This window comes from Prevotellamassilia timonensis (assembly GCF_900106785.1).
Taxonomy (GTDB): Bacteria; Bacteroidota; Bacteroidia; order Bacteroidales; family Bacteroidaceae; genus Alloprevotella; species Alloprevotella timonensis.
Map to the genome: position 1 here is coordinate 225,510 of NZ_LT629842.1, position 25,684 is coordinate 251,193.

At 50.6% G+C, this 25,684-nt stretch carries 20 protein-coding genes and 1 pseudogene; 8 read left to right on the plus strand and 13 right to left on the minus strand.

Annotation, left to right across the window (positions count from 1 at the left end):
- Positions 1–113: 113 nt before the first annotated feature.
- The 7 genes from BQ5453_RS03800 to BQ5453_RS03830 form a co-directional block, all read right to left on the minus strand.
- Positions 114–1,157 carry a transposase gene (locus tag BQ5453_RS03800; RefSeq protein ID WP_074027632.1) on the minus strand — a complete coding sequence of 348 codons (1,044 nt, stop codon included), beginning with the start codon at positions 1,155–1,157 and terminating at the stop codon, positions 114–116.
- A gap of 34 nt (positions 1,158–1,191) precedes the next feature.
- Positions 1,192–1,569 carry an ISAon1 family transposase N-terminal region protein gene (locus BQ5453_RS03805; protein WP_143033257.1) on the minus strand — a complete coding sequence of 126 codons (378 nt, stop codon included), beginning with the start codon at positions 1,567–1,569 and terminating at the stop codon, positions 1,192–1,194.
- 168 nt (positions 1,570–1,737) lie between these two features.
- Complete coding sequence (locus BQ5453_RS03810) at positions 1,738–2,781, minus strand: transposase (protein ID WP_074027632.1); 1,044 nt, start codon at positions 2,779–2,781, stop codon at positions 1,738–1,740.
- A gap of 34 nt (positions 2,782–2,815) precedes the next feature.
- Positions 2,816–3,193 (minus strand): ISAon1 family transposase N-terminal region protein, encoded by a 378-nt coding sequence (locus tag BQ5453_RS03815; RefSeq protein ID WP_143033257.1) that lies wholly within the window; start codon positions 3,191–3,193, stop codon positions 2,816–2,818.
- A gap of 204 nt (positions 3,194–3,397) precedes the next feature.
- Entirely contained in the window at positions 3,398–4,312 is a 915-nt protein-coding gene (gene prmA / locus BQ5453_RS03820; RefSeq protein WP_071122222.1) for a 50S ribosomal protein L11 methyltransferase, read from the minus strand.
- Between the two features lie 97 nt (positions 4,313–4,409).
- Positions 4,410–5,867, minus strand: coding sequence for an aminoacyl-histidine dipeptidase (locus BQ5453_RS03825; RefSeq protein ID WP_071122223.1), 1,458 nt, complete (start codon positions 5,865–5,867; stop codon positions 4,410–4,412).
- A 12-nt stretch (positions 5,868–5,879) separates the two neighbouring features.
- On the minus strand, positions 5,880–6,863 hold the full coding sequence (locus BQ5453_RS03830) for a lysylphosphatidylglycerol synthase transmembrane domain-containing protein (RefSeq protein WP_071122224.1): 984 nt from the start codon (positions 6,861–6,863) through the stop codon (positions 5,880–5,882).
- A 148-nt stretch (positions 6,864–7,011) separates the two neighbouring features.
- Between BQ5453_RS03830 and rsmA the strand changes: the two genes are divergently transcribed.
- Positions 7,012–7,830, plus strand: a complete 819-nt coding sequence (gene rsmA, locus BQ5453_RS03835; protein WP_071122279.1) for a 16S rRNA (adenine(1518)-N(6)/adenine(1519)-N(6))-dimethyltransferase RsmA — start codon at positions 7,012–7,014, stop codon at positions 7,828–7,830.
- Positions 7,831–7,884: 54 nt separating this feature from the next.
- Positions 7,885–9,024 carry a dTDP-glucose 4,6-dehydratase gene (rfbB, locus tag BQ5453_RS03840; protein ID WP_071122225.1) on the plus strand — a complete coding sequence of 380 codons (1,140 nt, stop codon included), beginning with the start codon at positions 7,885–7,887 and terminating at the stop codon, positions 9,022–9,024.
- A 295-nt stretch (positions 9,025–9,319) separates the two neighbouring features.
- On the opposite strand, the gene BQ5453_RS14035 is transcribed toward rfbB, so the two are convergent.
- The 5 genes from BQ5453_RS14035 to BQ5453_RS03860 all read right to left on the minus strand — a co-directional run bounded on the left by BQ5453_RS14035 (position 9,320) and on the right by BQ5453_RS03860 (position 15,352).
- Positions 9,320–9,541: a hypothetical protein gene (locus tag BQ5453_RS14035; protein WP_143033289.1), complete on the minus strand. Its 222-nt coding sequence runs from the start codon at positions 9,539–9,541 to the stop codon at positions 9,320–9,322.
- A 367-nt stretch (positions 9,542–9,908) separates the two neighbouring features.
- Positions 9,909–11,114, minus strand: a complete 1,206-nt coding sequence (locus tag BQ5453_RS03845) for an ABC transporter permease (RefSeq protein ID WP_071122226.1) — start codon at positions 11,112–11,114, stop codon at positions 9,909–9,911.
- A gap of 105 nt (positions 11,115–11,219) precedes the next feature.
- Positions 11,220–12,338: an ABC transporter permease gene (locus tag BQ5453_RS03850; protein WP_071122280.1), complete on the minus strand. Its 1,119-nt coding sequence runs from the start codon at positions 12,336–12,338 to the stop codon at positions 11,220–11,222.
- Between the two features lie 344 nt (positions 12,339–12,682).
- Positions 12,683–13,621, minus strand: coding sequence for an HlyD family secretion protein (locus tag BQ5453_RS03855; protein ID WP_394365335.1), 939 nt, complete (start codon positions 13,619–13,621; stop codon positions 12,683–12,685).
- A 240-nt stretch (positions 13,622–13,861) separates the two neighbouring features.
- On the minus strand, positions 13,862–15,352 hold the full coding sequence (locus tag BQ5453_RS03860) for a TolC family protein (protein WP_071122281.1): 1,491 nt from the start codon (positions 15,350–15,352) through the stop codon (positions 13,862–13,864).
- Between the two features lie 394 nt (positions 15,353–15,746).
- On the opposite strand from BQ5453_RS03860, the gene BQ5453_RS03865 reads away from it, so the two are divergent.
- The 4 genes and pseudogenes from BQ5453_RS03865 (at position 15,747) to BQ5453_RS03880 (ending at position 20,767) form a co-directional block, all read left to right on the plus strand.
- Positions 15,747–16,574, plus strand: a complete 828-nt coding sequence (locus tag BQ5453_RS03865) for a lyso-glycine lipid O-acyltransferase GlsA (protein WP_071122227.1) — start codon at positions 15,747–15,749, stop codon at positions 16,572–16,574.
- Between the two features lie 79 nt (positions 16,575–16,653).
- Positions 16,654–17,631 (plus strand): glycine N(alpha)-acyltransferase GlsB, encoded by a 978-nt coding sequence (locus tag BQ5453_RS03870; RefSeq protein ID WP_071122228.1) that lies wholly within the window; start codon positions 16,654–16,656, stop codon positions 17,629–17,631.
- A gap of 214 nt (positions 17,632–17,845) precedes the next feature.
- Positions 17,846–18,720, plus strand: a pseudogene (locus tag BQ5453_RS03875) (sigma-70 family RNA polymerase sigma factor).
- A gap of 397 nt (positions 18,721–19,117) precedes the next feature.
- Positions 19,118–20,767 carry an amino acid permease gene (locus BQ5453_RS03880; protein ID WP_071122229.1) on the plus strand — a complete coding sequence of 550 codons (1,650 nt, stop codon included), beginning with the start codon at positions 19,118–19,120 and terminating at the stop codon, positions 20,765–20,767.
- Positions 20,768–21,695: 928 nt separating this feature from the next.
- Here the strand turns inward: BQ5453_RS03880 and BQ5453_RS03885 are convergent.
- The gene (locus BQ5453_RS03885) at positions 21,696–22,394 is read right to left on the minus strand and encodes a DUF554 domain-containing protein (protein ID WP_071122230.1); all 699 of its coding nucleotides are present in this window, start codon (positions 22,392–22,394) and stop codon (positions 21,696–21,698) included.
- A 382-nt stretch (positions 22,395–22,776) separates the two neighbouring features.
- Between BQ5453_RS03885 and BQ5453_RS03890 the strand changes: the two genes are divergently transcribed.
- Both BQ5453_RS03890 and BQ5453_RS03895 read left to right on the plus strand, forming a co-directional pair.
- Positions 22,777–23,703 (plus strand): magnesium transporter CorA family protein, encoded by a 927-nt coding sequence (locus BQ5453_RS03890; RefSeq protein WP_022101643.1) that lies wholly within the window; start codon positions 22,777–22,779, stop codon positions 23,701–23,703.
- A gap of 128 nt (positions 23,704–23,831) precedes the next feature.
- Positions 23,832–25,664: a DUF349 domain-containing protein gene (locus BQ5453_RS03895; RefSeq protein ID WP_071122231.1), complete on the plus strand. Its 1,833-nt coding sequence runs from the start codon at positions 23,832–23,834 to the stop codon at positions 25,662–25,664.
- The last annotated feature ends 20 nt before the right edge of the window (positions 25,665–25,684 follow it).

Sequence of the window (25,684 nt, forward strand, 5' to 3'; positions counted from 1 at the left end):
TGTGTTGGCATACAAAAAAGTGTCGCCCATTAAGAAGCTTGCAACTTCTTAATGGGCGACACTAATATTATATGGCGCACCCGACAAACCCTGTGGAGTAGGCCGTGCAGATGCTAACCCAAAACTGTTGCTAAACGATACATGAAGAATGGTATGTCTATGACTCCTTTTACTTGTGCACGAAAGCATTTGATCTTTGAGTTCAACGATTCAGCTGAAGCGTTAGTCTTACGTCCGTCAAAGTAGTTCAGGATTTCATCCTCATAGAATCTGATGGTATCGCGTACGGACTTGATTTCACGCAGAGTGCAGGAAGCCACTTTCTCATACCACCCCTTGAAATTCTGTTTGGCAGTCTCCTTTGTGAGTTTCTTGTTTCTGAATATGGCTCTAAGGGAGTTGATCAGATTGTATGCTTCTTCAAGTTTTGGGTAGAGTGCGAAAAGTATCTTCGCACGCTTTTTCTGCGTTGCGCTCCACTTCTCTCGGCTCATGGACAATTGCTTGCGACATCGTGTCTGTGCCTCTACAAGAGTCTCGCCATTTTCAAGCCTTTTGGGTTCAAAGCGAGTGTTCAGCCTCATAGGCTTTCTTCCGCGCTTGCTCTTCTTCCAGTTCTTCCCATGCCTTTTCCTCATTCGCTCGCGGTAAGCCTTTCTCTGCGCTGCCAGATTTTCGAGGTATTTGCGAAACTCTGCCTTCTGTCTGTTCGCCTCCTTTACGGCTTTTCGTTTCAGGCGCAGGCGTATCTCTTCGCAGCCCTCTCCACCGCGTTTTACGACATGGAAGCAGTCACGTATGACTGTGGCTTTAGGGAATGCCTCTCGGGCTATGACACGCATGCAATCTGAGAGATCCATCGTGATATTCTCAACCATTTCACGCTTATCTGCAGGTAGTTGCATGAGAACCTTCAGTACGTCAGCAGGATTCGTTCCCTTGACTACTGCTATGATTGCACCCTTGCGACCATGGGCATCCTTGTTGTGAACGATAGTGTACAGTTCGCCCTGGAGGGAGGTCTCGTCTATGCCTTGCTCCTTACCTACGTTTTGCGGAATAAGAATCCACTTGGATGCGTGATCCTTCTGCTCCCACGTCTCGAAGTTACTCAGGGCGTCCTTGTATCTTTTGGCAAACGTGGAGCTGTTAATCATGTACGTATAACCAATCTGACGAGCGGTTATCGTCTCAGAGTCCATTCGCCCTCTTTAAAAAAAGCGCGAAGTCCTTCGCGTATCGAGTGCCCTTATGCTTCAGTTCAAACTCCTTGTCAAGGTCAACACTTCTTGTTGTGCCATCCGGCATTGTCCAACGCCTTCTTCGTATGTGAAGTACCGCCTTCTTGTCTCGGGCTGGATAGTCAAGTAAACATGATTCTTCCCCAAAACCATTGCTCACGGAATCCTTCATGTCTGGTGTGCGATTGTCGCGCTCATCCAGATAGATGTGAAGCTCTGTTGTGTAAAGAACATCCTTGTCCAGAGTACGCTGTGTTGCAAAGTCTGTCACCTCGAAATATTTAAGAACTCCTTCGGGGAGGAAATATGAGGCGAGGCCCTCATACATATTTTTATTGCCATTCTGATTCATAGTGCAAAGGTACTACTTTTGGGCAATCATGTATCGTTTGGCAACTCAGTTTTTGGGTTAGCATCTGCACAGCCCTCCACAGGGTTTGTCGGGTGCGCCTNNNNGGCGCACCCGACAAACCCTGTGGAGTAGGCCGTGCAGATGCTAACCCAAAACTGTTGCTAAACGATACATGAAGAATGGTATGTCTATGACTCCTTTTACTTGTGCACGAAAGCATTTGATCTTTGAGTTCAACGATTCAGCTGAAGCGTTAGTCTTACGTCCGTCAAAGTAGTTCAGGATTTCATCCTCATAGAATCTGATGGTATCGCGTACGGACTTGATTTCACGCAGAGTGCAGGAAGCCACTTTCTCATACCACCCCTTGAAATTCTGTTTGGCAGTCTCCTTTGTGAGTTTCTTGTTTCTGAATATGGCTCTAAGGGAGTTGATCAGATTGTATGCTTCTTCAAGTTTTGGGTAGAGTGCGAAAAGTATCTTCGCACGCTTTTTCTGCGTTGCGCTCCACTTCTCTCGGCTCATGGACAATTGCTTGCGACATCGTGTCTGTGCCTCTACAAGAGTCTCGCCATTTTCAAGCCTTTTGGGTTCAAAGCGAGTGTTCAGCCTCATAGGCTTTCTTCCGCGCTTGCTCTTCTTCCAGTTCTTCCCATGCCTTTTCCTCATTCGCTCGCGGTAAGCCTTTCTCTGCGCTGCCAGATTTTCGAGGTATTTGCGAAACTCTGCCTTCTGTCTGTTCGCCTCCTTTACGGCTTTTCGTTTCAGGCGCAGGCGTATCTCTTCGCAGCCCTCTCCACCGCGTTTTACGACATGGAAGCAGTCACGTATGACTGTGGCTTTAGGGAATGCCTCTCGGGCTATGACACGCATGCAATCTGAGAGATCCATCGTGATATTCTCAACCATTTCACGCTTATCTGCAGGTAGTTGCATGAGAACCTTCAGTACGTCAGCAGGATTCGTTCCCTTGACTACTGCTATGATTGCACCCTTGCGACCATGGGCATCCTTGTTGTGAACGATAGTGTACAGTTCGCCCTGGAGGGAGGTCTCGTCTATGCCTTGCTCCTTACCTACGTTTTGCGGAATAAGAATCCACTTGGATGCGTGATCCTTCTGCTCCCACGTCTCGAAGTTACTCAGGGCGTCCTTGTATCTTTTGGCAAACGTGGAGCTGTTAATCATGTACGTATAACCAATCTGACGAGCGGTTATCGTCTCAGAGTCCATTCGCCCTCTTTAAAAAAAGCGCGAAGTCCTTCGCGTATCGAGTGCCCTTATGCTTCAGTTCAAACTCCTTGTCAAGGTCAACACTTCTTGTTGTGCCATCCGGCATTGTCCAACGCCTTCTTCGTATGTGAAGTACCGCCTTCTTGTCTCGGGCTGGATAGTCAAGTAAACATGATTCTTCCCCAAAACCATTGCTCACGGAATCCTTCATGTCTGGTGTGCGATTGTCGCGCTCATCCAGATAGATGTGAAGCTCTGTTGTGTAAAGAACATCCTTGTCCAGAGTACGCTGTGTTGCAAAGTCTGTCACCTCGAAATATTTAAGAACTCCTTCGGGGAGGAAATATGAGGCGAGGCCCTCATACATATTTTTATTGCCATTCTGATTCATAGTGCAAAGGTACTACTTTTGGGCAATCATGTATCGTTTGGCAACTCAGTTTTTGGGTTAGCATCTGCACAGCCCTCCACAGGGTTTGTCGGGTGCGCCTATTATATGTATGCACCGCTGTGAGGCGTAGTTTGGTTAGCGGGTTAACCCGTTAACTTGTAAACTTGTCAACTATTAATATTACTTCTGCAGTTTCAGGCAAGCCCAGCCATCGAGCACATGCTCGTCGACAAGCGTGAGGCCCTGCTTTTGTGCCTCGGCTACGAGTTGTGGAATGTCAGTGTCGTAGAAACCGCTCATGTAGATAAAGCCACCCTGTTTCATGCGTGGCACGTAATATTTAAGGTCGTTAAGCAGAATGCCCAAATTGATGTTGGCAATGACAAGGTCGAACGGGCCCTTGTCAGCCAGCGATGAGGCATCGCCCAGCTCCACATCGATGTGGTCAAGATGGTTGAGGCCAATGTTCTCGCGCGAATTTTTGACACACCACTCGTCCACATCAATGCCCAGGCAGTGTTTGGCTCCGCGCATACGTGCCAAAATGGCCAATATGCTGGTGCCGCAACCCATGTCGAGCACTTCGAGCCCCGTGATGTCGTCGTTGAGCAAACGGCTTATCATTTGCGAGGTAGTGGCATGATGGCCTGTGCCAAACGACATCTGCGGATTGATGGTGATGCTGTATTCGGCCTTTGGCACATCGGTGTGGAATGTGCTGGCTATCACACAACGTCCGTCGACAACGAGGGGCTTGAAATAGTTTTTCTCCCATTCCTCGTTCCAGTCCTTGTCTTCGGCCTCCTGCATGGTGTAGGTTATTTCAACATCGGGCAGGGGGAATGCGGCCAGTGTTTGGTCGAGGGCGGTTTGGTCGAAGAGTGCCTTCTGAATGTAGCACTGGAAGTGGTCCTCGTCCAGCTTCTCCTCAAAGGTGGGGTCCTCGGGATTGGCGCAATGTGCCACGGCCGGGCGGTCGAGTTCGTCGGTATGTACAAAACTGTCAAAACCTATTTCGGCCAATACGGCCGACAACACGTCCTGCACGGCTTCGGTGGCCGGCCGGGTGGTAAAGGTAAATTCTAAGTATTGCATTTGATATGGGTTAAAATGGCGGTTGCGTTAAAACAGCAATAGGGACAATCATAACATGAGATTGATTGCCCCTATTGTTGCAGTAGTTAATTATGCGTTACTTTTCAGGCACGCGTTCGAGAATTGTCTTCACAAATTTCCAGTACTTCTCCACACTCGGAATGTTGCAACGCTCGTTGGGTGTGTGCGGTGAGCGCAGCGTGGGGCCGAAACTGACCAAATCCATGTTAGGACGCAAGGCACCAATTACGCCACATTCGAGTCCGGCGTGAACAACTGTCACATTGCTCTCCTCGTTGAAGAGTTCGTGGTAGATGCCCTTCATGAGTTCGACAATCTCGCTCTTGGGGTTAGGCTGCCATGCAGGGTATTCGCCATCGGTTTCCACCTTCATGCCGGCCATTGAGAAGCAGCTTTCGAGTGTTTCGACGCAGCATTCGCGCATAGAGTCGCGTGATGAGCGGATAAGGATGAGGAATTTGGTGTGGCCTTCGCCAATCTCGACGATGGCGAGGTTAGACGATGTCTCGACAACCTCCTTGTTGTAAGGTATCATGCGGTAAACGCCATTGTGTACGGCGCAAAGCGCATCGACCAGGTTGTCCTGAATTTCGGCCGGTACGATGTAGGCAGGCAAAGCCACGTCCTCAACGTCCAGTTCGAGTGTTTGCTCAACAGGCTCGTACTCGTCTTTGAAGGTCTGGCGCCATTCGGCCACAACCTCTTTGAAAGCCTCCACATTCTCCTTAGGCAGTGTGAGCACAACTTCGGCAGAGCTTGGAATGGCGTTGCGCATATTGCCGCCCTTCCACTCAGCCAAGCAAGCTTCAAAGTTGGCAATGGCGTCCTGCACGAGGCGTGCCATGGCTTTGTTGGCGTTGCAGCGGCCCTCGTTGATTTCGAGGCCAGAGTGTCCGCCAAACAGTTTGTGGAGTGTAACCTTTACAGCCGCATCGTTGGCGTCAACCTCTTGAGGCTTGTACTCCAATGTGGCAGTCATGTTAACACCACCAGCAGAGCCGATAATCATTTCGCCTTCGGTTTCGTCGTCAAGGTTGAGCAATATGTCGCCTTCAATTACGTCGGCCTTCATGTGGTTGACACCATACATGGTAGTCTCTTCGTCGGCAGTGATGAAAGCTTCGACGGGGCCATGCTTCAGTGTGTCGTCCTCCATCACAGCCATGATGGTGGCTACAGCCATACCGTCGTCTGAACCCAATGTGGTGCCTTTGGCCTTAACCCAGTCGCCATCAATATAGGTCTGTATGGGGTCGGTCTCAAAGTTATGGGTCGAATCCTTGGTCTTTTGTGGCACCATGTCCATGTGGCCTTGCAGTGTAACCATTTTGCGGTTTTCCATGCCAGCAGAGGCAGGCTTGCGCATAATGATGTTGCCGGCCTCGTCCTTAAAGGCTTTTACGCCTTTGCTGGCAGCCCAGTCGAGCAAGAATTTTTGAACCTTTTCGAGGTGGCCCGAGGGACGGGGCACCTGCGTAAGCAAATCAAAGTTTTTCCAAATGGCCTGCGGTTGCAGGTTAGCAATTTCGCTCATGATGTTTATGTATTAAGAAAGTTTTTTACGATAGTTGACCCTTGCCCAACCAAATGCGCCGAGCAGTACGACAAGGGCCGTTTGTATGGTGTGTACCACCAGGGCAAACATGACTGCTTGCGCCTCGGCCACTCCGTAAAGCACCAGCATGGTTTTTACAGCAAAATGCCAGGGACCCGCTCCGTTGGGGGTGGGCACAAGCACGGCAAAGGTGCCAACACAAAATATGAGAAATGCCGCCCCAACAGATAATGAGGTGGTAAAGTCGAAACAGAAAAATGCGATGTAGAAGTGCAGAAAATAGCCAACCCATATCAGCAGGCTGTAAAACAAATATAAAGGCAGATTGTGCACCTTGCGCAGCGACAGAACGCCCTCCCACACCTCGTGCAGCATGTCGCGCCCTTTTTTGAACACGGCAAAGCGGCGTACTGCCACCAATGTGGCAATGACTGCGGCGCAGATGCAGATGAGTGTGACAATGTAGCCGGTGCCGGTAAAGCGGTGCAGAATGTCGTTGAGGTTGGTGCCCGTCTTGCACAAGAACTCCAAGAACTTGGGCAACTGCGACAAGAATGCCACGCCTGTGAAGATGAGCATAAACAACGAGTCGACAAGTCTTTCGGTAACCACCGTGCCGAGCGATTTGGTGAACGATATGCCGTCACTCTTTTTGAGCGTGCCGCAACGGGTTACTTCGCCCACACGCGGAATGACCAAACTGGCAGCGTAGGACATGAAAATGGCGTCGGTGCAGGAGGTGCGGCGGGCATGCTCGCCAAGCGGGGCAAGGGCCATTCTCCATCGCCAGGCGCGTGCCATTTGTGGCAAAATGCCAAAGGCTAATGACAGCAGCATCCACCCCCAATTCATGTCATGCGTCACGCACTGCATGAACTCGTGCCAGTCGGTGGCGCGGTACATCCACCACAATATGCCGAAACCGAGCACAAATGGCAGTGATATTTGCAGTATGATTTTTAGCAGATGCTTCATTGTTAAGTAGTGAGTTACGGCACTAAAGGCAGTTTACATTCAAATAAAATGCTTACCTTTGCAGCGTTATATCATGATGGGCAATGATGCTTCAGGCAGATGCCAGTGTGCATTGCACTATTATGCAAAAGTAGAAAAAATATATCAGATGAAGTCTGTACGTCCTAAAAAATTTCTTGGTCAGCACTTCTTGACCCACCTGCCTACCGCGCAGGCCATTGCCGACACAGTAGATGCGTGTCCTGACATACCCATTCTTGAGGTTGGGCCCGGCATGGGCGTGATGACACAGTTCATCATTCCCAAAAAACGAGAGTTTAAGGTCGTGGAGATTGATTTTGAGAGTGTGGCTTACTTGCGCGAACACTTTCCTGAACTGGAGGACAACATCATCGAGGACGACTTTTTGAAAATGCACCTCGACCACACCTTCGACGGCCGTCCGTTTGTGCTCACTGGCAATTATCCCTACAACATCAGCAGCCAGATATTCTTCAAGATGCTCGACTACCGGCACCTCATTCCTTGCTGCACGGGCATGATACAGAAGGAGGTGGCAGAGCGTTTGGCCGCCAAACCAGGCTGCAAGGCATACGGCATATTGAGCGTGCTGGTGCAGCTGTACTACGATGTAGACTATTTGTTCACTGTTGAGCCAGGGGTGTTTAACCCGCCTCCCAAGGTGCGCAGCGCTGTGGTGCGCATGACGCGTAACCAGGTTACGGCTCCCGATTGCGACGAGCAGTTGTTGCGGCGGGTGGTTAAAACCACTTTCAACCAACGCCGCAAAATGATGCGCGGTTCAATCAAGCCACTACTTCATGAGCTCGACCAGCGTCCCGGGGTTGCCGCCCCCGACCACACGGCGTTTTTGGCTCAGCCGCTGCTCACCCGCCGCCCTGAGCAATTATCGGTGCAGGAGTTCATTGACTTGACAAACCAGGTTAGTGCACACTATGCACAGTGAACAGCGCAAGCGTGACAGTTTGAATAATAACAGAATATACCATATACATATTTTATGAAAACCTATTTGGTGACAGGTGCCGCAGGCTTTATCGGTGCCAATTACTTGAAATACATCTTGGCCAAGCATGATGACATTCGTGTGGTGGTGCTCGACTTGCTTACTTATGCAGGCTACCTCGGTACCATTGCCGGTGACATTGACAATGAACGCTGCTATTTTGTAAAGGGTGATATTTGCGACCGCGGGCTGCTTGACCGCCTTTTTGCCGAATACCGCTTTGATGTGGTAGTGAATTTTGCAGCCGAAAGCCACGTAGACCGCAGTATCGAAAACCCGCAGCTCTTCCTCAACACCAATATCCTTGGCACGCAGAATTTGCTTGATGCAGCACGTGCTGCATGGGTGATGGGTCGCGACGAACAGGGTTATCCCACGTGGCGCCCGGGTGTGCGCTACCATCAGGTGTCAACCGACGAGGTGTATGGCTCACTTGGGGCAGAGGGCTTCTTTACCGAAGACACACCGCTTTGTCCGCACAGCCCCTACAGTGCATCAAAAACATCGGCCGACCACTTTGTTTGTGCCTATCGCGACACTTACCACATGCCGGTGAGCATCACGCGTTGTTCAAACAACTATGGCCCTTACCAATTTCCTGAGAAACTCATTCCGCTCGTTATCAACAACATTCTTGAGGGCAAGCGTCTGCCGGTGTACGGCAAGGGCGAGAATATTCGCGACTGGCTGTATGTTGAGGACCACTGCAAGGCCATTGACATGGTGATAACAAAGGGCGCTAATGGCTCAATTTACAATGTAGGCGGTCATAATGAGCGTCAGAATATTCAGATTGTCAAAATCATCATACGCACCATTCACGACATCATGCAGCAGGAGCCGCAGTTCCGTGCCTTGCTCAAAAAGCAGGAACGTGGTGCCGATGGTCAAATCAGCATAGACTGGATTAACGATGACTTGATAACCTTTGTAAAGGATCGCCTTGGCCATGACCAGCGCTATGGCATTGATCCCTCAAAAATCAAGGCCGACTTGGGCTGGTATCCCGAAACCTCGTTTGAGGTGGGCATTGTAAAGACAATCCGCTGGAACCTTGAGCACCACGATTGGGTGGAGGCCGTCAGCGGTGACGACTATCAGCAGTATTACGAAAACATGTACCGCAACAAGTAAAGCAGACTTATACTGCACAATAGATATATGGTAACGCCCGGAAGCTCGTTAATCGATACTTCCGGGCGTTACTGTGTATGTTGGCAATGCAACTATGAATGAAGAAGGTTGATGCGTCTGAGAAAAAGTGTACAATTTGTACACAAATATTTGCTCCCTCGCCGTCTGCCTACTTGTAAAAGAGTGCGTGTGTTTTTACTGCCATCTTACACTTTTTATGCGTAACAAGTTGATAATCAGATATTTCAATAGTGTAAGATGATTTCAAAGCATCTTACACTCCCTTGCATACATCTTACACACCCCACCCCGTTGTCTTGCAGTCGGTTTTGTCGTATGCGGTGGGTTTTACGCCACAGGGACGTAGAAGAATCTGTCGGAGTAACAGACTTTTCTGCTCCCCTATGCTGTGACGTTCTCCTCCCGTGCTTGTGCCGTGTGGCAGTATGTAGGTTGTGTAGGATGCGTGTAGGTGGAATTTGTAGTATCTTACACTGTGTAAATTATTGATAATCAATGGATTGCAACGCGTTTGTGTAAGATGTAAGATACTCTGCATGTAAAGTTTTGGTAGTATAGTAAAGGCCCCGCAAGCACTAAACGCAAGCACCAAACACTACCAACAAACGCAAGCTCTAATGGGGGCGACGCGTCCCGCGTCGGGCATGAAAGCAAAAGTTCACAGACAGCACTAATTATGCTCCTGTTTGTGAGCCTTTGCCTTCATGCCCGACGCGGGACGCGTCGCCCCCATTAGTGGTAGCGTTTTGTGCTTGCGTTTGTTGGTAGCGTTTTGTGCTTGGGTCTGTTCGCATGGTTACGTTTTACCAGTCAGCAATATTTCAGAATAGCAGAGCTCTAAAAACAGAACTTTTAGAAACACCTTATAGCTTCTTCCACATCTCGATGACACGCTGTCGGGCACGCAAGATGCTGGCCTTGTACACGGCGCAGGTTGTGATGACATAAATGCCGGCCTGTGCCCATAACATGTACCAGTCGTGCTGTACATCGCCAAGCGTGGCCCCCATGTTGTTGATGGCCACAAAACCATTGATGCCAAATGTAGAGGGGAATATGTAGCTGATGGCCTTCCAAACTGGTGGCACAGCACTGCCCGGCCACGACAATCCGGAGATGAAAAGCAAAGGCACAGAGGTGAATACAATGAGCATGATGCACATCTCGCGGTGTCGCACAAAGGCGCTTACCGTCATGCTAAACGCAATGCAGGCAATGAGAAAGGGTAGGACAAAGAATGCCACGTCCCAAGGGTTGCCAATCTGGTTGAGGTGGAACAAATGGGGCACCACCGCCAGCACATAGACACTCAGCGGTATGTAAACCAAAAGATAGGCTGCACCCTTGCCCATGACAATGCGCAGCAAACCGCGATGGTGGCGCTCAACAGGCACAAGGTTGCGGAAGGCATTCTTCTCGCGTGCAGTACCTGCTGCCATGCCCACGCCAAGCAGCAGAGTTTGCTGTATGATGAGCATCAGTACGGCAGGTATCAAGAAGGTGGCAAAACCGTTTTGCGGATTGTAGAGCGACACTTCCTCATACTCTATGGGGTGCTCGGCCACCTTGTCTTGCTCGGCAGTAGTTCCGCCAGCGCGTTCTACCTTGATGCTTGCATTCATGGCCAGACTCACATTGGTGTTGGCAGTGAGCACACTCTTGTAGTACAGCATACCGCTCATGTCGGCGTATGCGCCCACGTATACCTGTTCGCCCCGGTTAAGCTTTTCAGAAAAGTCGCGCGGTATATGTACCGCCCCATAAGCGTCGCGGTGCTTGATGAGGCTTTTGGCTTCGTTCATGTTGGCACAGTACGATATGATGTGCACATCGGGCGATGCGTCGAGGTGGCGCAGATACTCGCGGCTCTGTGCCGACCGACAGTCGTCAACCACCGCAATTGGCACGTCACGCACCACCTCGTTGGTATAAATAAAGGTGTAGAGCAGTGGGTAGCCTATGGGCACGAGAAAGAAGAATATGATTACGCCCTTGTCGCGAATGATGGTGCGCAACTCCTCACGAAATATGTAGTTGAGATCGGAAAAAGCTTGTCTCCAGTTGTACATGACAAATAGTTCTATATGTATTGTTTATCAGGTGTTATGCTCATACATAAAAGTATAATGCTAACACCCGCTTGTCAGCCCGTTTACTCGTCACCCCATCAGCACTTATGGCTCGTAGGCATAGGTGTTCATCACCTTTTTAAGTCGGCCGAGGAAGGGGATGGGCAGCACCACAAAGCCAAGCAGTGCCATGGCGAAAGGCCACGCATTAGCCAACGGATAGCCGTCGAGCGCGCAGTTGACGTAAAGCAGGTAGTAATGGCGCAGCGGAAACAAATTGGCCAACCCTTGTAGTATGGGGTGCATGGCCATTACCGGGAATGACATGCCAGATATGCTGAACGAAATGACGCCCCACAGCGAGGCAAACGACAGTCCCAAGCGCAGTGTGGGCAACATGGTGAACATGAACACACCCATGCCCTGACAGGCCAACACAAACAGAGCCATCACGCTCCACATACGCCAAATGCCACAGTTGCACGGAAAGTGCAGGTAGCCATAAAGCAGCAGTATGTAAATAGAACCCATCAGCAGAAATACGATGGTCTGCGGTAGCAGTTTGCTTGTAAGTGCCACAATGATAGAGTTGTTTGACGAGGCCATGAGTTCGTCAGCCGTGTCAAACTTCAATTCAGAGCCGAGGCTGAAAACGGTAATCATGAATATGAATATGCCCAACATGCCCGGTATGATGATGTTTGACAGATACACATTGTAGTTGAGCCACGGATTGCCAATGGCGTGCATGTCAATGACGATGGGTTGCAAATAAGCCATGGCTTGTCGTTCGGTGGCCCCCTTGGCATAAAGCACAGTGCGCGATGCGGCTCCCGATGCCAGTTCAGACATCATGCGCATATCGCGGTAAAGCAGCGAGCCTGCCACGAGGTACGAATAGTTGGTGTAGAACGACACAGTAGGCACCCGTTGCAGTTGTGCCTGTTTGGTGGTGCCGTGTGGTATAAGGTAAAACCCATACACCTCGCCTTTTTGCACCGCCTTTCGTGCCTCCGTCACATTGGCAAACTCGTGCGTGATGTCGCTCATCTGAAAGGCATCGAGGTTGCGGGCCAGATTGCGCGTGGTTGTAGTGCGGTCCTCGTCAACAAGTCCCATGGGCAGGTTCTCGGGCAGCCCCTGCTTCATGAGTGAAGTGAAAAATATGTAACAGAACAGAGGCGCGATGACCATACAGAACCAGTAGATAGGTTGTGTGGCCATACGGCGGAGCTCACGCAAAAACGGATATGCAACACCGTATGCCTTTCCCCCTTCAGAGGGAGCCTGGTCGCCTTTGTTTATATGAACGTTATCAGACATAATAGTGAGCGTTTTGAAATGAAGGGACTATGAGTTGGCGGAGTTAGTTGACAAGTTGACAAGTTAACGGGGTTACAGGTAAGTTTGCCAAACTTTTTAAGTTTCTTACCGTTCAGACTTTAATCATAATAAGTAGTGTAAGGCATACTTACTTGTTAACCTGTCAACTTGTTAACCCGTTAACCAAAAAAAACGCCAACGGGTTGGGACTATGAATGTGTGTGAGAGCGGATAGCATACCCCGCTCACTCCATCAGCACACTCATGCCCGGTCGCAGTCCATCAACCTTTTGGGCGGGCGAGGCCTTCACCTCAAAAGTCTTCATGTCATACTGTCCGGTAGTCTTGGTAGCTTTCCATGCGGCATACGAGCCAAGGTCCTTCATATAGTAAACCTTCAGTGTCACCTCCTTGTTACCCAGTGCCGGTATGGTGGCCTTGAACGTCTGGTTCATCTTAAAGTTTGCCAGGTGGTCCTCGCGCACATTAAAGGTCACCCACATATCGTTCATCAGTGCAATGTTCATGATAGGTGCCCCTGTACCCACCAACTCGCCAATTTGCGGAAATATATCCGTCACCTCGCCGTCGGCCGACGCCGTCAGCACAGTTTCCTTAATGTACGAGTTAACTTCGCTCACAGCACCTTTGGCGCGGTTAACCAAAGCTGCAGCAGCCTCTTTGTCCTCGCGCTCGGCACCATTCTTGGCCATGTCGTATTGCGATTTTGCCGCACGTTCGGTAGCTATGGCAGCATTGCGCTGCGCCGTCACCTCGTCCAGCTTCTGTGCTGTCATCACCCCCTGGTCGTAGAGGCGCTTGACGCGGGCGTACGATTTCTCAGCAATGTCAACCCCCGCTTTCGCCTTTTGCCACATTTCGTAGGCACCGGCAATTTGCTCCTGTCTTGCACCCTTTTCGGCCTTGCGGTTCTGTGCAGCCGCAGCGTCCTCAGCCGCTTGTGCCTGGGTAAGTTTGGCTGTCACTTCAGGTGCTTCAAGAATGGCCAGTGTGTCGCCGGCATGCACATAGTCGCCCTCTTTAACCATATATTTAAGTATGCGTCCTGGCACTTTGCTCGACACGCGGTATTCCGTCACATCAGCCTGGCCCTGAATGGTGTCAGGCTCGTTGTTAAAAGCGTACAGGCTGCCAATGACAACCAAAACGATGATGCCCGCCATGATGATAATAGCTGGGAGAAAGTTTGCTTTCTGTCTCATAATTAATATTGATATGTGCGTTGGCGTAATTAGTTAACAAGTTAACTTTGCCAAGTTTCTTAACATTCGGACTTTAACATAATAATAAGTAGCGTGTAGCATACTTACTTGTTAACCTGTCAACTTGTTAACTAAGAATTCCGCCAACGGCTATGATATATGCTTTAATAATGTGTGTTGTGTGGTAAAGTGGGGCCTATGTCATTCGCCCAGCTGTCCCAAAGCCTTGTTATAGCTTGCATGGCTCAGTTTAATGTCAATTTGCGCATCAATTTTATCGCTGTGCGCTTGCAACCAAGCCGTTTGTGCTGCCAGCAGGTCCGAGGTTGTGATTACCCCCTCCTTAAATCCCACTTGTGCTGTGCGCAGGTTCTCTTCAGCCTTGTCAAGGTTCTTCATGCTGAGCGTCAGCTTGCGGTTAGCCTCGTTCACCTTGAAGGCCTCCTGGTTCACTTGCAGTTCAATCTTTTCGCGTGCCTCGTCAGTTTTGAGCGCCGCAATGGTAGCCTCCGTTCTGGCAGCGCGCACCTTATACTTAGTCTCGCCCCAGTTCCACACCGGCACCTTCAGCATCACGCCCACAGCCCATGTGCCGCGGAATTTCTTTTCAAAACCATTAAACACGTTGGGGTTCGAAATCATGTACCCACCGGTCAGCGCAATTTGTGGCAGCACCGCCGCGCGTTCAATCTTGGCCTTTTCGGCATAAATCTGTTGTGCAGTAGCCAGTTGCGACAATTCGGCACGGTTGGCAAAAGCCGTTTCCACGTCAGCCCTAATGTCCTGTGCCACGGTGGGCAAGTCCTTGTTGTCCTCGTCGGCCAGTCGGGGGGCGCTCTCCAGCGGCAAGCCGCAGAGTTGGCACAGCAGCATGCGCGACAGAGTCAAACCGTCCTCCACCTTCATCAGCGTCATTTCCGCCTCATTCAGTTTCACGCTCACCGACAGCTCATTGCTTTTGGTGGCCACCCCCTCGTTAATCATCTTTACCACGTCCGAGTCAAGGTGCGCCAACATGTTGCGGTAGCTAACGGCCAACCGCCGTTTGTTGGCCAGCGACACCACCTGCCAGTAGGCGCGGTCCACATCGAGCATCACCTGCTGCTCGTCGGCACGCAGTTGCGCATCGGCCAGCGAGGCCTGGTGCTTGGTAATGTTTTCGTAAGCCTTTATCTTGCCACCCATGTAGAGCGGCTGTGTCAGCAGTATCATGCCCGCCGTCATGTTGCGGGTGTCGGTGCGGAAAGCATCGGTAATGCCCTTGCCAAAGGCATTGCCAGCTTGTCCCAATGCTGCGGCATTTTGCTGAAACGCCCCCGACATGTCCTGAATGAGCGGCGCCAGGTCGGGGTATTTGGTAATGATTTGCTGCGCTATGGTTGGAAACTGTGCACCGAACTGGTTAACTGCAGTCGTACCGATGTTGTTGAGCGCATTCTTTTGATTATTGTTGAGCAGTGAAATCTCATCGCCTGTGCGCATGTAGCCAGCGGTGAGCGACACTTTGGGCAGATAGTTGGTGTGTGCAGCCTTGGTGTCCCAATGCGCCTTGTCAAGTTGGGCTTTGCTTTGTGCAAGTTCCTTGTTGTTGCGCAGTGCCATGGCGCGGCAACTGTCGAGCGACAAAACGGCCTGTGCATGGCCGCAGAGGCCGCAGAGCACGAGTGTGATGCTTACAAATATTCTTTTCATACAATCAAGCCAAGTGTTTGATGGTGTTGTGCTGTGTTTTAATGTGTCTGCTCCAAGCCTGCGAATGCTGAAGCCGGGGGGGCGGCATGCGCCTCCCATACAGCCATTGCACAGGGCATAGTAGCATTGCAAAAGTACGGAATTTCTCCGAGCACTGCACAATATGCACCTATTAAAGGGAGAAATAGAACAAATGTGCCGTATTTAAGTAGCCTCGTCGTTATGGCATGCCCGCCCTATGTGACAGAAAATTGCGCATACATCGTGCGTGTGCGCAATATGGTAGGCCAAAGTCAACCGGAGTGCCTGGTGTCATGAAAACTTTGCACGGATAAAGTGGAACGGCAAAAATAAATTTGTACATTTGCAACGCAAAGGAAGATAAACGACGATTGTGGATAAGGATAAAATATTTAAGATAGACATTGACAAGGTGCTCGAGAGCAAGGCCGGCAGCAAGGCACGCTATGTGCCGGGTTTTGTAAGGTCGTGGCTCAAGCATATTGTGCATCAGGACGACATAAACGATTTTATGAAGCGCGTGGGCAACATGCAAGGCGTGCCTTGGCTTGATGCCGTGATGGACTATCTTGACGACAAACTCGACATTGAGGGTTACGACAATCTGCCCGGCGATGCCGACGGACGCCGTTTCACATTTGTGAGCAACCACCCCCTCGGTGGGCCCGACGGCATAGCCATCGGCCAAATATTGGGCCACCGCTACGACGGACGCATACGCTATTTGGTAAACGACCTGCTCATGAACCTGCACGGACTGGCCCCATTGTGTGTGCCAGTAAATGTAACGGGCAAGCAGAGCCGCGACCTGCCGCTGCAAATCGATGCCACGTTCAATAGCGACAACCACGTCATCATGTTCCCCGCAAAATTGTGCTCGCGACGCCATAACGGTGTTATCCGCGACTTGCCTTGGAACAAAACCTTCATACAAAAGAGCGTTGAAACCCATCGCGATGTGGTGCCCATACACTTTGGCGGACGCAACTCCGACCGCTTTTATCGCCTCGCTTCGTTGTGCAAGAGTCTCGGCTTAAAGTTCAACATAGCCATGCTGTTCCTGGCCGACGAAACCTTCCGCAACCGTCATAAAACCTTCAAGGTAAAGATAGGCAAACCCATACCCTGGCAAACCTTCGACCGTTCAAAACGCCCAGCCGAATGGGCCAAGTGGGTAGAGGATATTGTGTATGCACTCTGACAAGTACCCCTTCAGTCTACAATCAGCATGTACGCACCACACATCTATATATACAGCACAAGACATAACAAGTAGGATTATGCAACCAATCATACCTCCAGTAGATAAGGAACTCTTAAAACAAGAATTGACGCCCGAGCGTCGCCTGCGCACTACTAACAAGGCGGGTAATGAAATATACGTCATCACCTATCAACAGGCCCCCAATGTCATGCGCGAAATAGGCCGCTTGCGCGAGATAGCCTTTCGTGCTGCTGGCGGTGGAACGGGGCAGGAGCTTGATTGGGACGAGTTCGACACCTGCGAACACCCCTATTACCAGCTCATTGTGTGGGACCCTGAGGAGGAGCTGATACTTGGCGGCTACCGTTTCTTGCCCGGCAACGAAACACCTATCGACCACAACGGACAGCCATGCTTGGCCACGAGCCACTTGTTCCACTTTTCCGACGAGTTTGTCCGCACCTATATGCCCGACACCGTCGAACTTGGTCGTTCATTCGTCACCCTCGAATATCAGAGCACACGTGCCGCAAGCAAGGGCCTTTTTGCGCTTGACAATCTGTGGGACGGACTCGGTGCCCTGACAGTAGTCATACCCAACCTCAAATACTTCTTTGGCAAGATGACCATGTATCCGTCGTTCAACCGTCCGGCACGCGACATGATACTCTACTTCCTGCACAAGCATTTTGGCGACAAGGACGCCCTTGTCACCCCCATCGAGCCATTGCACATCGACACCCCGGCCGATGAGCTTGCCCAACTCTTCGTACACGACGACTTCAAGTCCGACTACCGCATACTCAACACCGAGGTGCGCAAGCGCGGCTACAACATTCCACCATTGGTCAACGCCTACATGGGCCTCAGTCCCACCATGCGCGTGTTCGGCACCGCCATCAACCACGAGTTCGGCCAGGTGGAGGAAACTGGCATATTCATAGCAGTGGACGAGATACTGGAGCAAAAACGCATGCGACATATTGACACCTTTGCCAAGGAAAATCCTGACAGTTTGAACCTGTTTGAGCAATTATTCAAAAAGAAAAACTGAGCATAACGCGCGATATATGCTTAATAAATACTAAAAAAGTGGCGAGGCGTTGCTTTTCTTCGTAATTTTGCAACGAATTTACGAAGAGTCTGTATTTATGAACGTTATAAGGATAGTAAAGGCCTGATTATAGCCTGCATTGGTATACCCTTTGCAGGCATTTGTTATGCCGTGATGTGACATCGCCCCTTATTAAACGTGTACAAGTAGAACTATGCGACAACTAAAGATAAACAAAAGTATCACCAACCGCTCAAGTGCAGCGTTGGACAAGTATTTGGTAGAAATTGGCCGTGAGGAACTTATCTCAACCGACGAGGAGGTAGAACTCGCACAGCGTATTCACCGTGGCGGCCCCGATGGGCAAGCCGCTCTCGACCGTTTGACACGTGCCAATTTGCGCTTCGTTGTCAGTGTGGCTAAACAGTATCAAAATCAAGGACTCGCACTTAACGACTTAATCGATGAGGGCAATCTCGGCTTGATTAAAGCCGCCCAAAAGTTTGACGAGACACGTGGCTTCAAGTTCATCTCGTATGCCGTGTGGTGGATACGTCAAAGCAAAGCATCTTGCAAGCCATCTCAGAGCAAAGTCGTATTGTGCGCATGCCGCTCAACCAAGTAGGTTTCCAGAGCAAGCTCACCAAGGCCATTGTCAATTTTGAGCAGGAGTTCGAGCGCCGCCCGTCAGTGGCAGAGTTGGCCGAACTGCTCGACACAGATGTGAGCAAAGTGCAAGAGGCCCTTGGCACCAATGGCAAGAAGGTGAGCGTTGATGCCCCATTTGCCGAGGACGACTCAAACTGTCTGATAGACATCATGACCGATGATTCGGCTCCGGGCACCGACAACCAAATGGAGAAGGAATCACTCTCGTCTGACCTTGATGCTGCGCTCAAAACACTCTCCGACCGCGAACGCCAGGTGCTGAAAATGCTCTTCGGTATTGGACGTAACGAAATGACGGCCGAGGAGGTGGCCAACACATTGAACTTGACGCGTGAACGTGTACGCCAAATTAAGGAACGTGCCCTGCGCCGCCTGCGTGAGGCCGACAACATTAACATCTTGATGAAGTATCTTGGCTAACATTCAGCCATGTATGATACGACTCCCTTACTGCGGAAGTGCCCAAATGGCGCTTCCGCTTTATTTTTTTGCGACAAACGCTACCTCTAATGGGGGCGACGCGTTCCGCGTTCATCGGGCATAAAGGCAAAGGCTCATACACTTAACAAAGGCTCACAAACAGCACCAATTACACGTCTGTCTGTGGGCCTTTGCCTTAAATCCCGACGCGAGACGCGTCGCCCCCATTAGTGCTTGCGTTTGGTGCTTGAGCCTCGTTCGAGTTTATAGGTTTATAGCTTGTCTTTCTCAGATTTAATAGAGCGCCCCTTAAATCAAAAATACAACAATAAAGGTAAGAATGCCATACAATTTGTATCTTTGTGACCAAAACAACTGACAAACTGTAATATCACCAATGGATTTATTTGTAAAAAAGACCGCCGACGAACTCCTGCGTGAGGCCGGAAACGAAGGCGGTAAGGGCTTGAAGCGTGTGCTCGGCATGTGGGGCCTGATAGCGCTCGGTGTGGGTGTGATAATAGGTGCGGGACTCTTTTCGGTCACTGGCATTGTGGCTGGCGAGCACACCGGCCCCGCCATCATATTAAGTTTTGCCCTGGCCGCACTGTGTTGCGCTTTGGCCGGTTTGTGTTATGCCGAGTTTGCCTCCATGATACCCGTGGCCGGATCGGCCTACACCTATTCATACTTTACTATGGGCGAACTCGTAGCCTGGATAATAGGGTGGGACCTCGTGCTCGAATATGCCCTGGCCGCCATGACAGTCAGCATATCATGGAGCCGCTATTTCACCATCATGTTGAGCGACCTCGGGTGGCACCTGCCACAAGCCTGGACAGCCTGTCCAGCCGATGGCGGCGTGTTCAATCTGCCAGCCACATTGCTCATCGTGCTGCTGTCGTTCATACTGATGCGCGGCACCAAGGGCAGTTCAAAGTTCAACGATTTTCTTGTCGTGTTAAAGATAGCCGTAGTACTCATCTTCATATACGTTGGTTTCAAATACATCAACACCGACAACCTGACCCCCTTTGTGCCGCAAAACACCGGTGTGTTTGGCGAATACGGTTGGTCGGGCGTATTGCGTGGTGCCGCCATTGTGTTCTTTGCCTTCTTAGGTTTCGACGCCATCAGCACCGCCGCACAGGAAACCCAAAATCCGCGTCGCAACATGCCCATCGGCATATTGGGTTCGCTGCTCATTTGCACCCTGCTCTACATGGTGTTTGCCCTTGTCATGACCGGTGTGGTTGACTACCATGCTTACAAGGGTGCCGACAGCATAGCCCCCGCTGCCACAGCCATAGCCCACATGGGCCCCACGGCAGCCGATGGCACCGTCACCCCGGCCTATCCATGGCTCAACCGCGGCATCATCTTGGCCATACTGATGGGATATGCCAGTGTGGTGCTCGTCACGTTGCTTGGTCAGAGCCGTGTGTTTTACAGCATGAGCCGCGACGGACTGTTGCCGCCCATTTTCTCACATCTGCACAAGCGCTACCACACCCCGGCGCGCAGCAATGCCCTGTTTATGGTTGTTATCGGATTGCTGGCCGGTGTGGTGCCAGCCAGTGTGGCGGGCGAGATGACCAGCATCGGCACCCTGTTTGCCTTTGCCCTGGTGTGTCTTGGTGTGATAGTAGTGCGTCGCACCCAGCCCAATGTGCCGCGCGGTTTCAAAACCCCCTTTGTGCCTTGGGTGCCCGCAGCCGGTGTGGTGTGTTGTGTGAGCATGATGCTCTTTTTGCCGGCCGACACATGGATACGCCTTGTGATGTGGATGCTCATAGGTCTTGACGTCTACTCCACCTATGGCGTGCGCCACAGTGTGTCGGGCAATGGCACCATGCGCCGTACGGGCCAGAGCGTGCTCAATGGCATTGGCGTGATAGTGGCCGTGTTGTGTGTCATGACAGGTTTCTGGCACCAGCAGACGGTGGGGTGGAATGAGAGTCACCTGATGTTGTGGATAGCCGTGTTGTTTGGCATAGGCCACATATTCTATTATCTTGTACGTGGCTTTTGGCACCAGGCTCGCTAATGGGTTAATATGCTAATGCTGTTAAATGTTAATGAGCTAATGGGCTGACGCCGTAGCGTTACTAATTAGCCGCTAACGCGGAAAACAGAAGAACATAAGTACAAAAGGACATAAGGCCGCTTCGCGACTGACGGCCACGGACTAATGTCCGGGTGGCCTCAAGAACATAAGGGCTGACGCCGTAGCGGGTCTTGCGCGCTGATGTGCAGATGACAGGTTGACGCCGTAGCGTTACTACTCAAACGCTACGGCGTCAGCCCTTATGTATCTTGAGGCCACCCGGACGTTAGTCCGTGGCCGTCAGTCGCGAAGCGGCCTTATGTTCTTTTGTACTTATGTTCTTTTGTTTTCCGCGTTAGCGGCTAATACACGCTAAGCCTTATGTTCTTCTGTCCTTCTGTTTTCGCGTTAGCGGCTAATTAGTAACGCTACGGTATCAGCCAATTACCACATTTTCTACCATATAAATTAGATGCAGTGAAACATCTTGCATCTTACACTAATGGTATTTAATGCTCTGAATATCAGATGTTTATGAAGTGTAGGATATAGTGAAAACTACTTACACTACTGCCTGCACGCACCAGTTGCGGCAGCACGCAATAACAGTATAGGGGGAGCGGATTTTCAGTCGGTCTGATTGAAAATCCGCTCCCCCTATGCCGTAAGAACACATTGTTATATCGCAAAATTACAGGGCCGCATTGTGGCGTATTCCCCAGTATCAAATTCGCCCTCCTTTGCACCCGTATCCCCCTTCTCGCTTGTGTAAGATGCAGGTCTTGGCGTGTAGGTTTTGTGTAGGATTGCTTTGAAACATCTTACACTGTTGAAAGTGCTGATTATCAGTTTGTTATGTCTAATTAGTGTAAGATGCAAGATGTTTGTTGCCCAACAAAATGGTAGGTGTTTGTGCCCCGGAAACGCCTCAAAACGATAAGCCCCACATGGCAAATAAGGCTCTGGCCGCAAAGAACAGCATGGGCACGATAAGAGCCGGCAACAGATTGATGGTTTTGCAGTCCTTGATATGGAGCACACCAAGACCCGACGCCGCAATCAGAATGCCACCCACGAGCGACACCTCCGAAATAAGCTCCTCAGATATGAACGAGCGCGACACGAGGGCAATGCCGTAAATGGCCGACATCCACACTAACACGGCAACCGAGGTGATAGCCACCCCAAAGCCATACGACGAGGCCACCACCACCATGGTAACCAGGTTGAGTGTGGCGGCAGTCATAAGGTAAGTGTTGTCACCATATAGCGCGCTCATCACAGGGCCCATCATGGCCAGTGTGCCTACACAGCACAGCAATATGCCGGTGGTAATGCCCTCGGCCAGGTTGGTGGTAGATATGCGGCGCGTGGCCTTCTCCATGCGCTGGTCCATTTTGCACACCGTGCCCACAAGGCCGCCTATTGACAGGCAGAAGATGAAGAGCGCGGGGTAATGTGTCTTTTGCATACTGTCGATGGCCACATTCATGCCGAGCGCCAGGGCACAAAGTCCCATGGCGGTGTTGAGCACGTTGATGTATTTCTCGCTGATGCCACGTTTGAATAGTGCACCGATGGCGCTGCCAAGCACTACGGCTATGGCATTGATGATGATAGCGTACATTTAATGTCGTAAAATTGTTGGTTGATAGCGTGTTACGGGGTGCGAAGTTACGACAAAAAACTGGCGTGACGCAGTATGCCGCGCACAAAATGTGTGGCGAGACAGTGGCCAGAGGCACGGGTACATTATTTTGTAACGCAAAAAACACCTGTTGATGTGGTAGTGCAAAAAAGTTTTTTCGTACTTTTGCGCATCAAAACATGACAGGGCACATGCCCTTTTTAATTATAAACCCTAAAATGGACGACTATCACGCGGATACCAACGTTTGATGCCGACCCGAGACAGGCCTCTGCCCCTTGCACAAGCCGTTTCGTGCCGGACGAAACGTTGTGTGCAGGCAGTGAATTTCTCATCACAAAGTAAAACGACCTGTTTCTTTATGCGTACTTACTGGAACTACAACAAAAAGCTTCAAACCATTGATGAGTGGGCGCCCGACTGCTGGGTGCAGGTAACCTGCCCTACGCCAGAGGACGAAGATTTTTTGACCAAAGAACTGCAAATTCCCGATTACTTTCTTGACGACATTCGAGATAAGGACGAGCGCTCGCGTTATGAATACGACGACGGGTGGTCGCTCATCATATTGCGCATACCCTATGTAAAGGAGGTGGCCTCGCGCACACCGCACACCACCATACCTATGGGCATAATCCTTAACAAAGGCGTGTGCGTGACGGTGTGCAACTACGAGACCAACATGATGATAGATTTCGTGTCGTACCAGCAAAAGCGCAACCAGGGTTTTACCGACTCTGTCGACCTCGTGTTCCGCCTCTTCCTGTCATCGGCCGTGTGGTATCTGAAGCGGTTGAAACAAATCAACATTTTGCTTGAAGAGGCCAAGCGCAACCTCGACCGCCAGATAGATAATGAGGACCTCGTGGGACTGTCGCGCCTGCAGGATAGCTTGACCTACTTTATCACCTCTATCCGTGGCAACGAAACGTTGCTTTCGAAGCTCAAGTTTAAGTTGCCCGTCGATGAATTGGACGCCGACCTCATTGAGGACGTGACCATTGAGATGAACCAGGCGCGCGAAACAACCAACATCTACACCAACATTCTCGACTCCACCATGGAGACGTATGCCAGCATTATCAACAACAACATGGCTGGCGTGATGAAACAAATGACCTCGGTGTCCATCATACTGATGTTCCCGACACTCATAGCCAGTATCTTTGGTATGAACCTCGTGAGCGGAATGGAAACCGTTTGGTGGGGTTTCCCCGTAGTAATCATTGCCTCTATCGTGGTGACAGGCATTTTTTATGGTCTGTTCCGCTGGAAAGCTTGGATTTAAGGCCAGTAAGGCAAAGTTTTTATCCGATTTACTTGGCGTATACGCATTTATTGTGCAAATTTGCAATTCCCACACATGGGTGTGGGCTACTACATATATAACTCACGTACGATCCTATCCTATTTATTATGGACGAAATTAAGAACACTGCTGAAACAGAAGAACAAAAGGTGGTGGCTGCCGAAGCCAACAATGCCGAAACTGCTTCAGCCGAAGTAACAACAGACACTGCTGCTCCCGAAAAGCGTAACGAACCGACCACAAAGGCCGAGGTGATTGATCGCTTGAAGGATATTGTATATAATGGCGGTAATGTGGAGCGCGCTGAACTTGACCACTTGAAGATGCTTTACTACCGCATTCACAATGCCGATGTGGTTGCTGCCCGCGACAAATTTGTTGAAGAAGGTGGTAAGCCTGAGGACTTTATGCCGGCTCCCGACACTGAGGAGGAGAACTTCAAGGCTCAACTGTCGCTCATTCGCGAACTCCGCAACAAGGCAGCCGAGGAACAAGAGAAGGAAAAACTGGCCAACCTGAAACGCAAGCAGGAGATTATTGAACGCATCAAGGAACTCTCTGCCACTCCCGACGACGCCGACAAGGGCTACAACGAGGTGAAGGACCTGCAGGCCGAATGGAAGGATATCAAAGCCGTGCCGGCTGAGAACGCTACCGAACTGTGGAAAAACTACCAGCACTATACGGAGCAGTTCTACGACCAGTTGCGCCTCAACCACGAGATGCGCGCTTACGACTTTAAGAAAAATCTTGAAATAAAGACGCACTTGTGCGAGGCTGCTGAAAAGTTGGCCGATGTGGAGGACGTTATTTCGGCCTTCCACCAGTTGCAAAAGTTGCATCAGGAATATCGCGAAACTGGCCCCGTGGCCAAGGAGTTGCGCGACGAGATATGGAAACGCTTCAAAGATGCCTCGACCGTCATCAACAAGCGTCATCAAGACCACTTCGAGGCCATCAAGGCTAAGGAAGAGGAGAACTTGGTAAAGAAAACCGAACTCTGCCAAAAGGTGGAGGCACTTGAATTTGGCGAACTCAAAACCTACAACCAGTGGGAAGACATGACCAAGCAGGTGCTGGCCATGCAGGCTGAATGGAAAACAATCGGTTTTACGCCCCGCAAGGTGAACAATGAGGTGTTTGAACGCTTCCGCGTGGCTTGCGACCGATTCTTCCAGGCCAAAACGGCTTATTTCAAGGCTAACCGCGAAAAGCTCAACGCCAATCTTACTGCCAAGAATGCACTCATCGAAAAGGCTGAGGCTTTGAAGGATAGCACCGATTGGGGTGCCACTACCAACAAGTTTATTGAACTGCAAAAGGAGTGGAAAACCATCGGCCCCGTGGCGCACAAGGTGTCAGATGCCGTGTGGAAGCGATTTAACGACGCTTGCAACTACTTCTTCGACAAGAAGAACGAGGCTAATGCCGGACAGCGCAAGGAGGAGGAAGCTAACCTCGAACTGAAAAAGGCGGTGATTGCCGACCTTGAAAAGCTGGCCGAGAACGCTGGCGACAACTTGCTGCAGAGCGTGCGCGACCTGCAAGCGCGTTGGAACGAGATTGGCCATGTGCCTTATAACAAGAAGGAGAAGACTTATCGCCGCTACCGCGAGTTGTGCGACAAAATTTACGACACGCTGCACGAAACTGCTGGTCGACGCCGCATGGACAACTTCCGCAAGACTGTGGCAGATAAGGGTGGCTCTGAATTGACGCGCGAACGCAGCCGTCTGCAAAATGCCTTCGATGGCAAGAAGCAGGAAATTCAGACTTACGAAACCAACCTCTCATTCTTCCGTACCAGTTCGAAGAAAGGTAATTCGCTCGTGGCCGACATCGAAAAGAAGGTGGCCCGCTTGAAGGAGGACCTCGAAGAAATTGGCCAGAAGATTAAGGCTGTGAACGAACAAATCAAGGCTGAAAAGGCTGAGAAATAACATTGTAGAGCACAAGTATC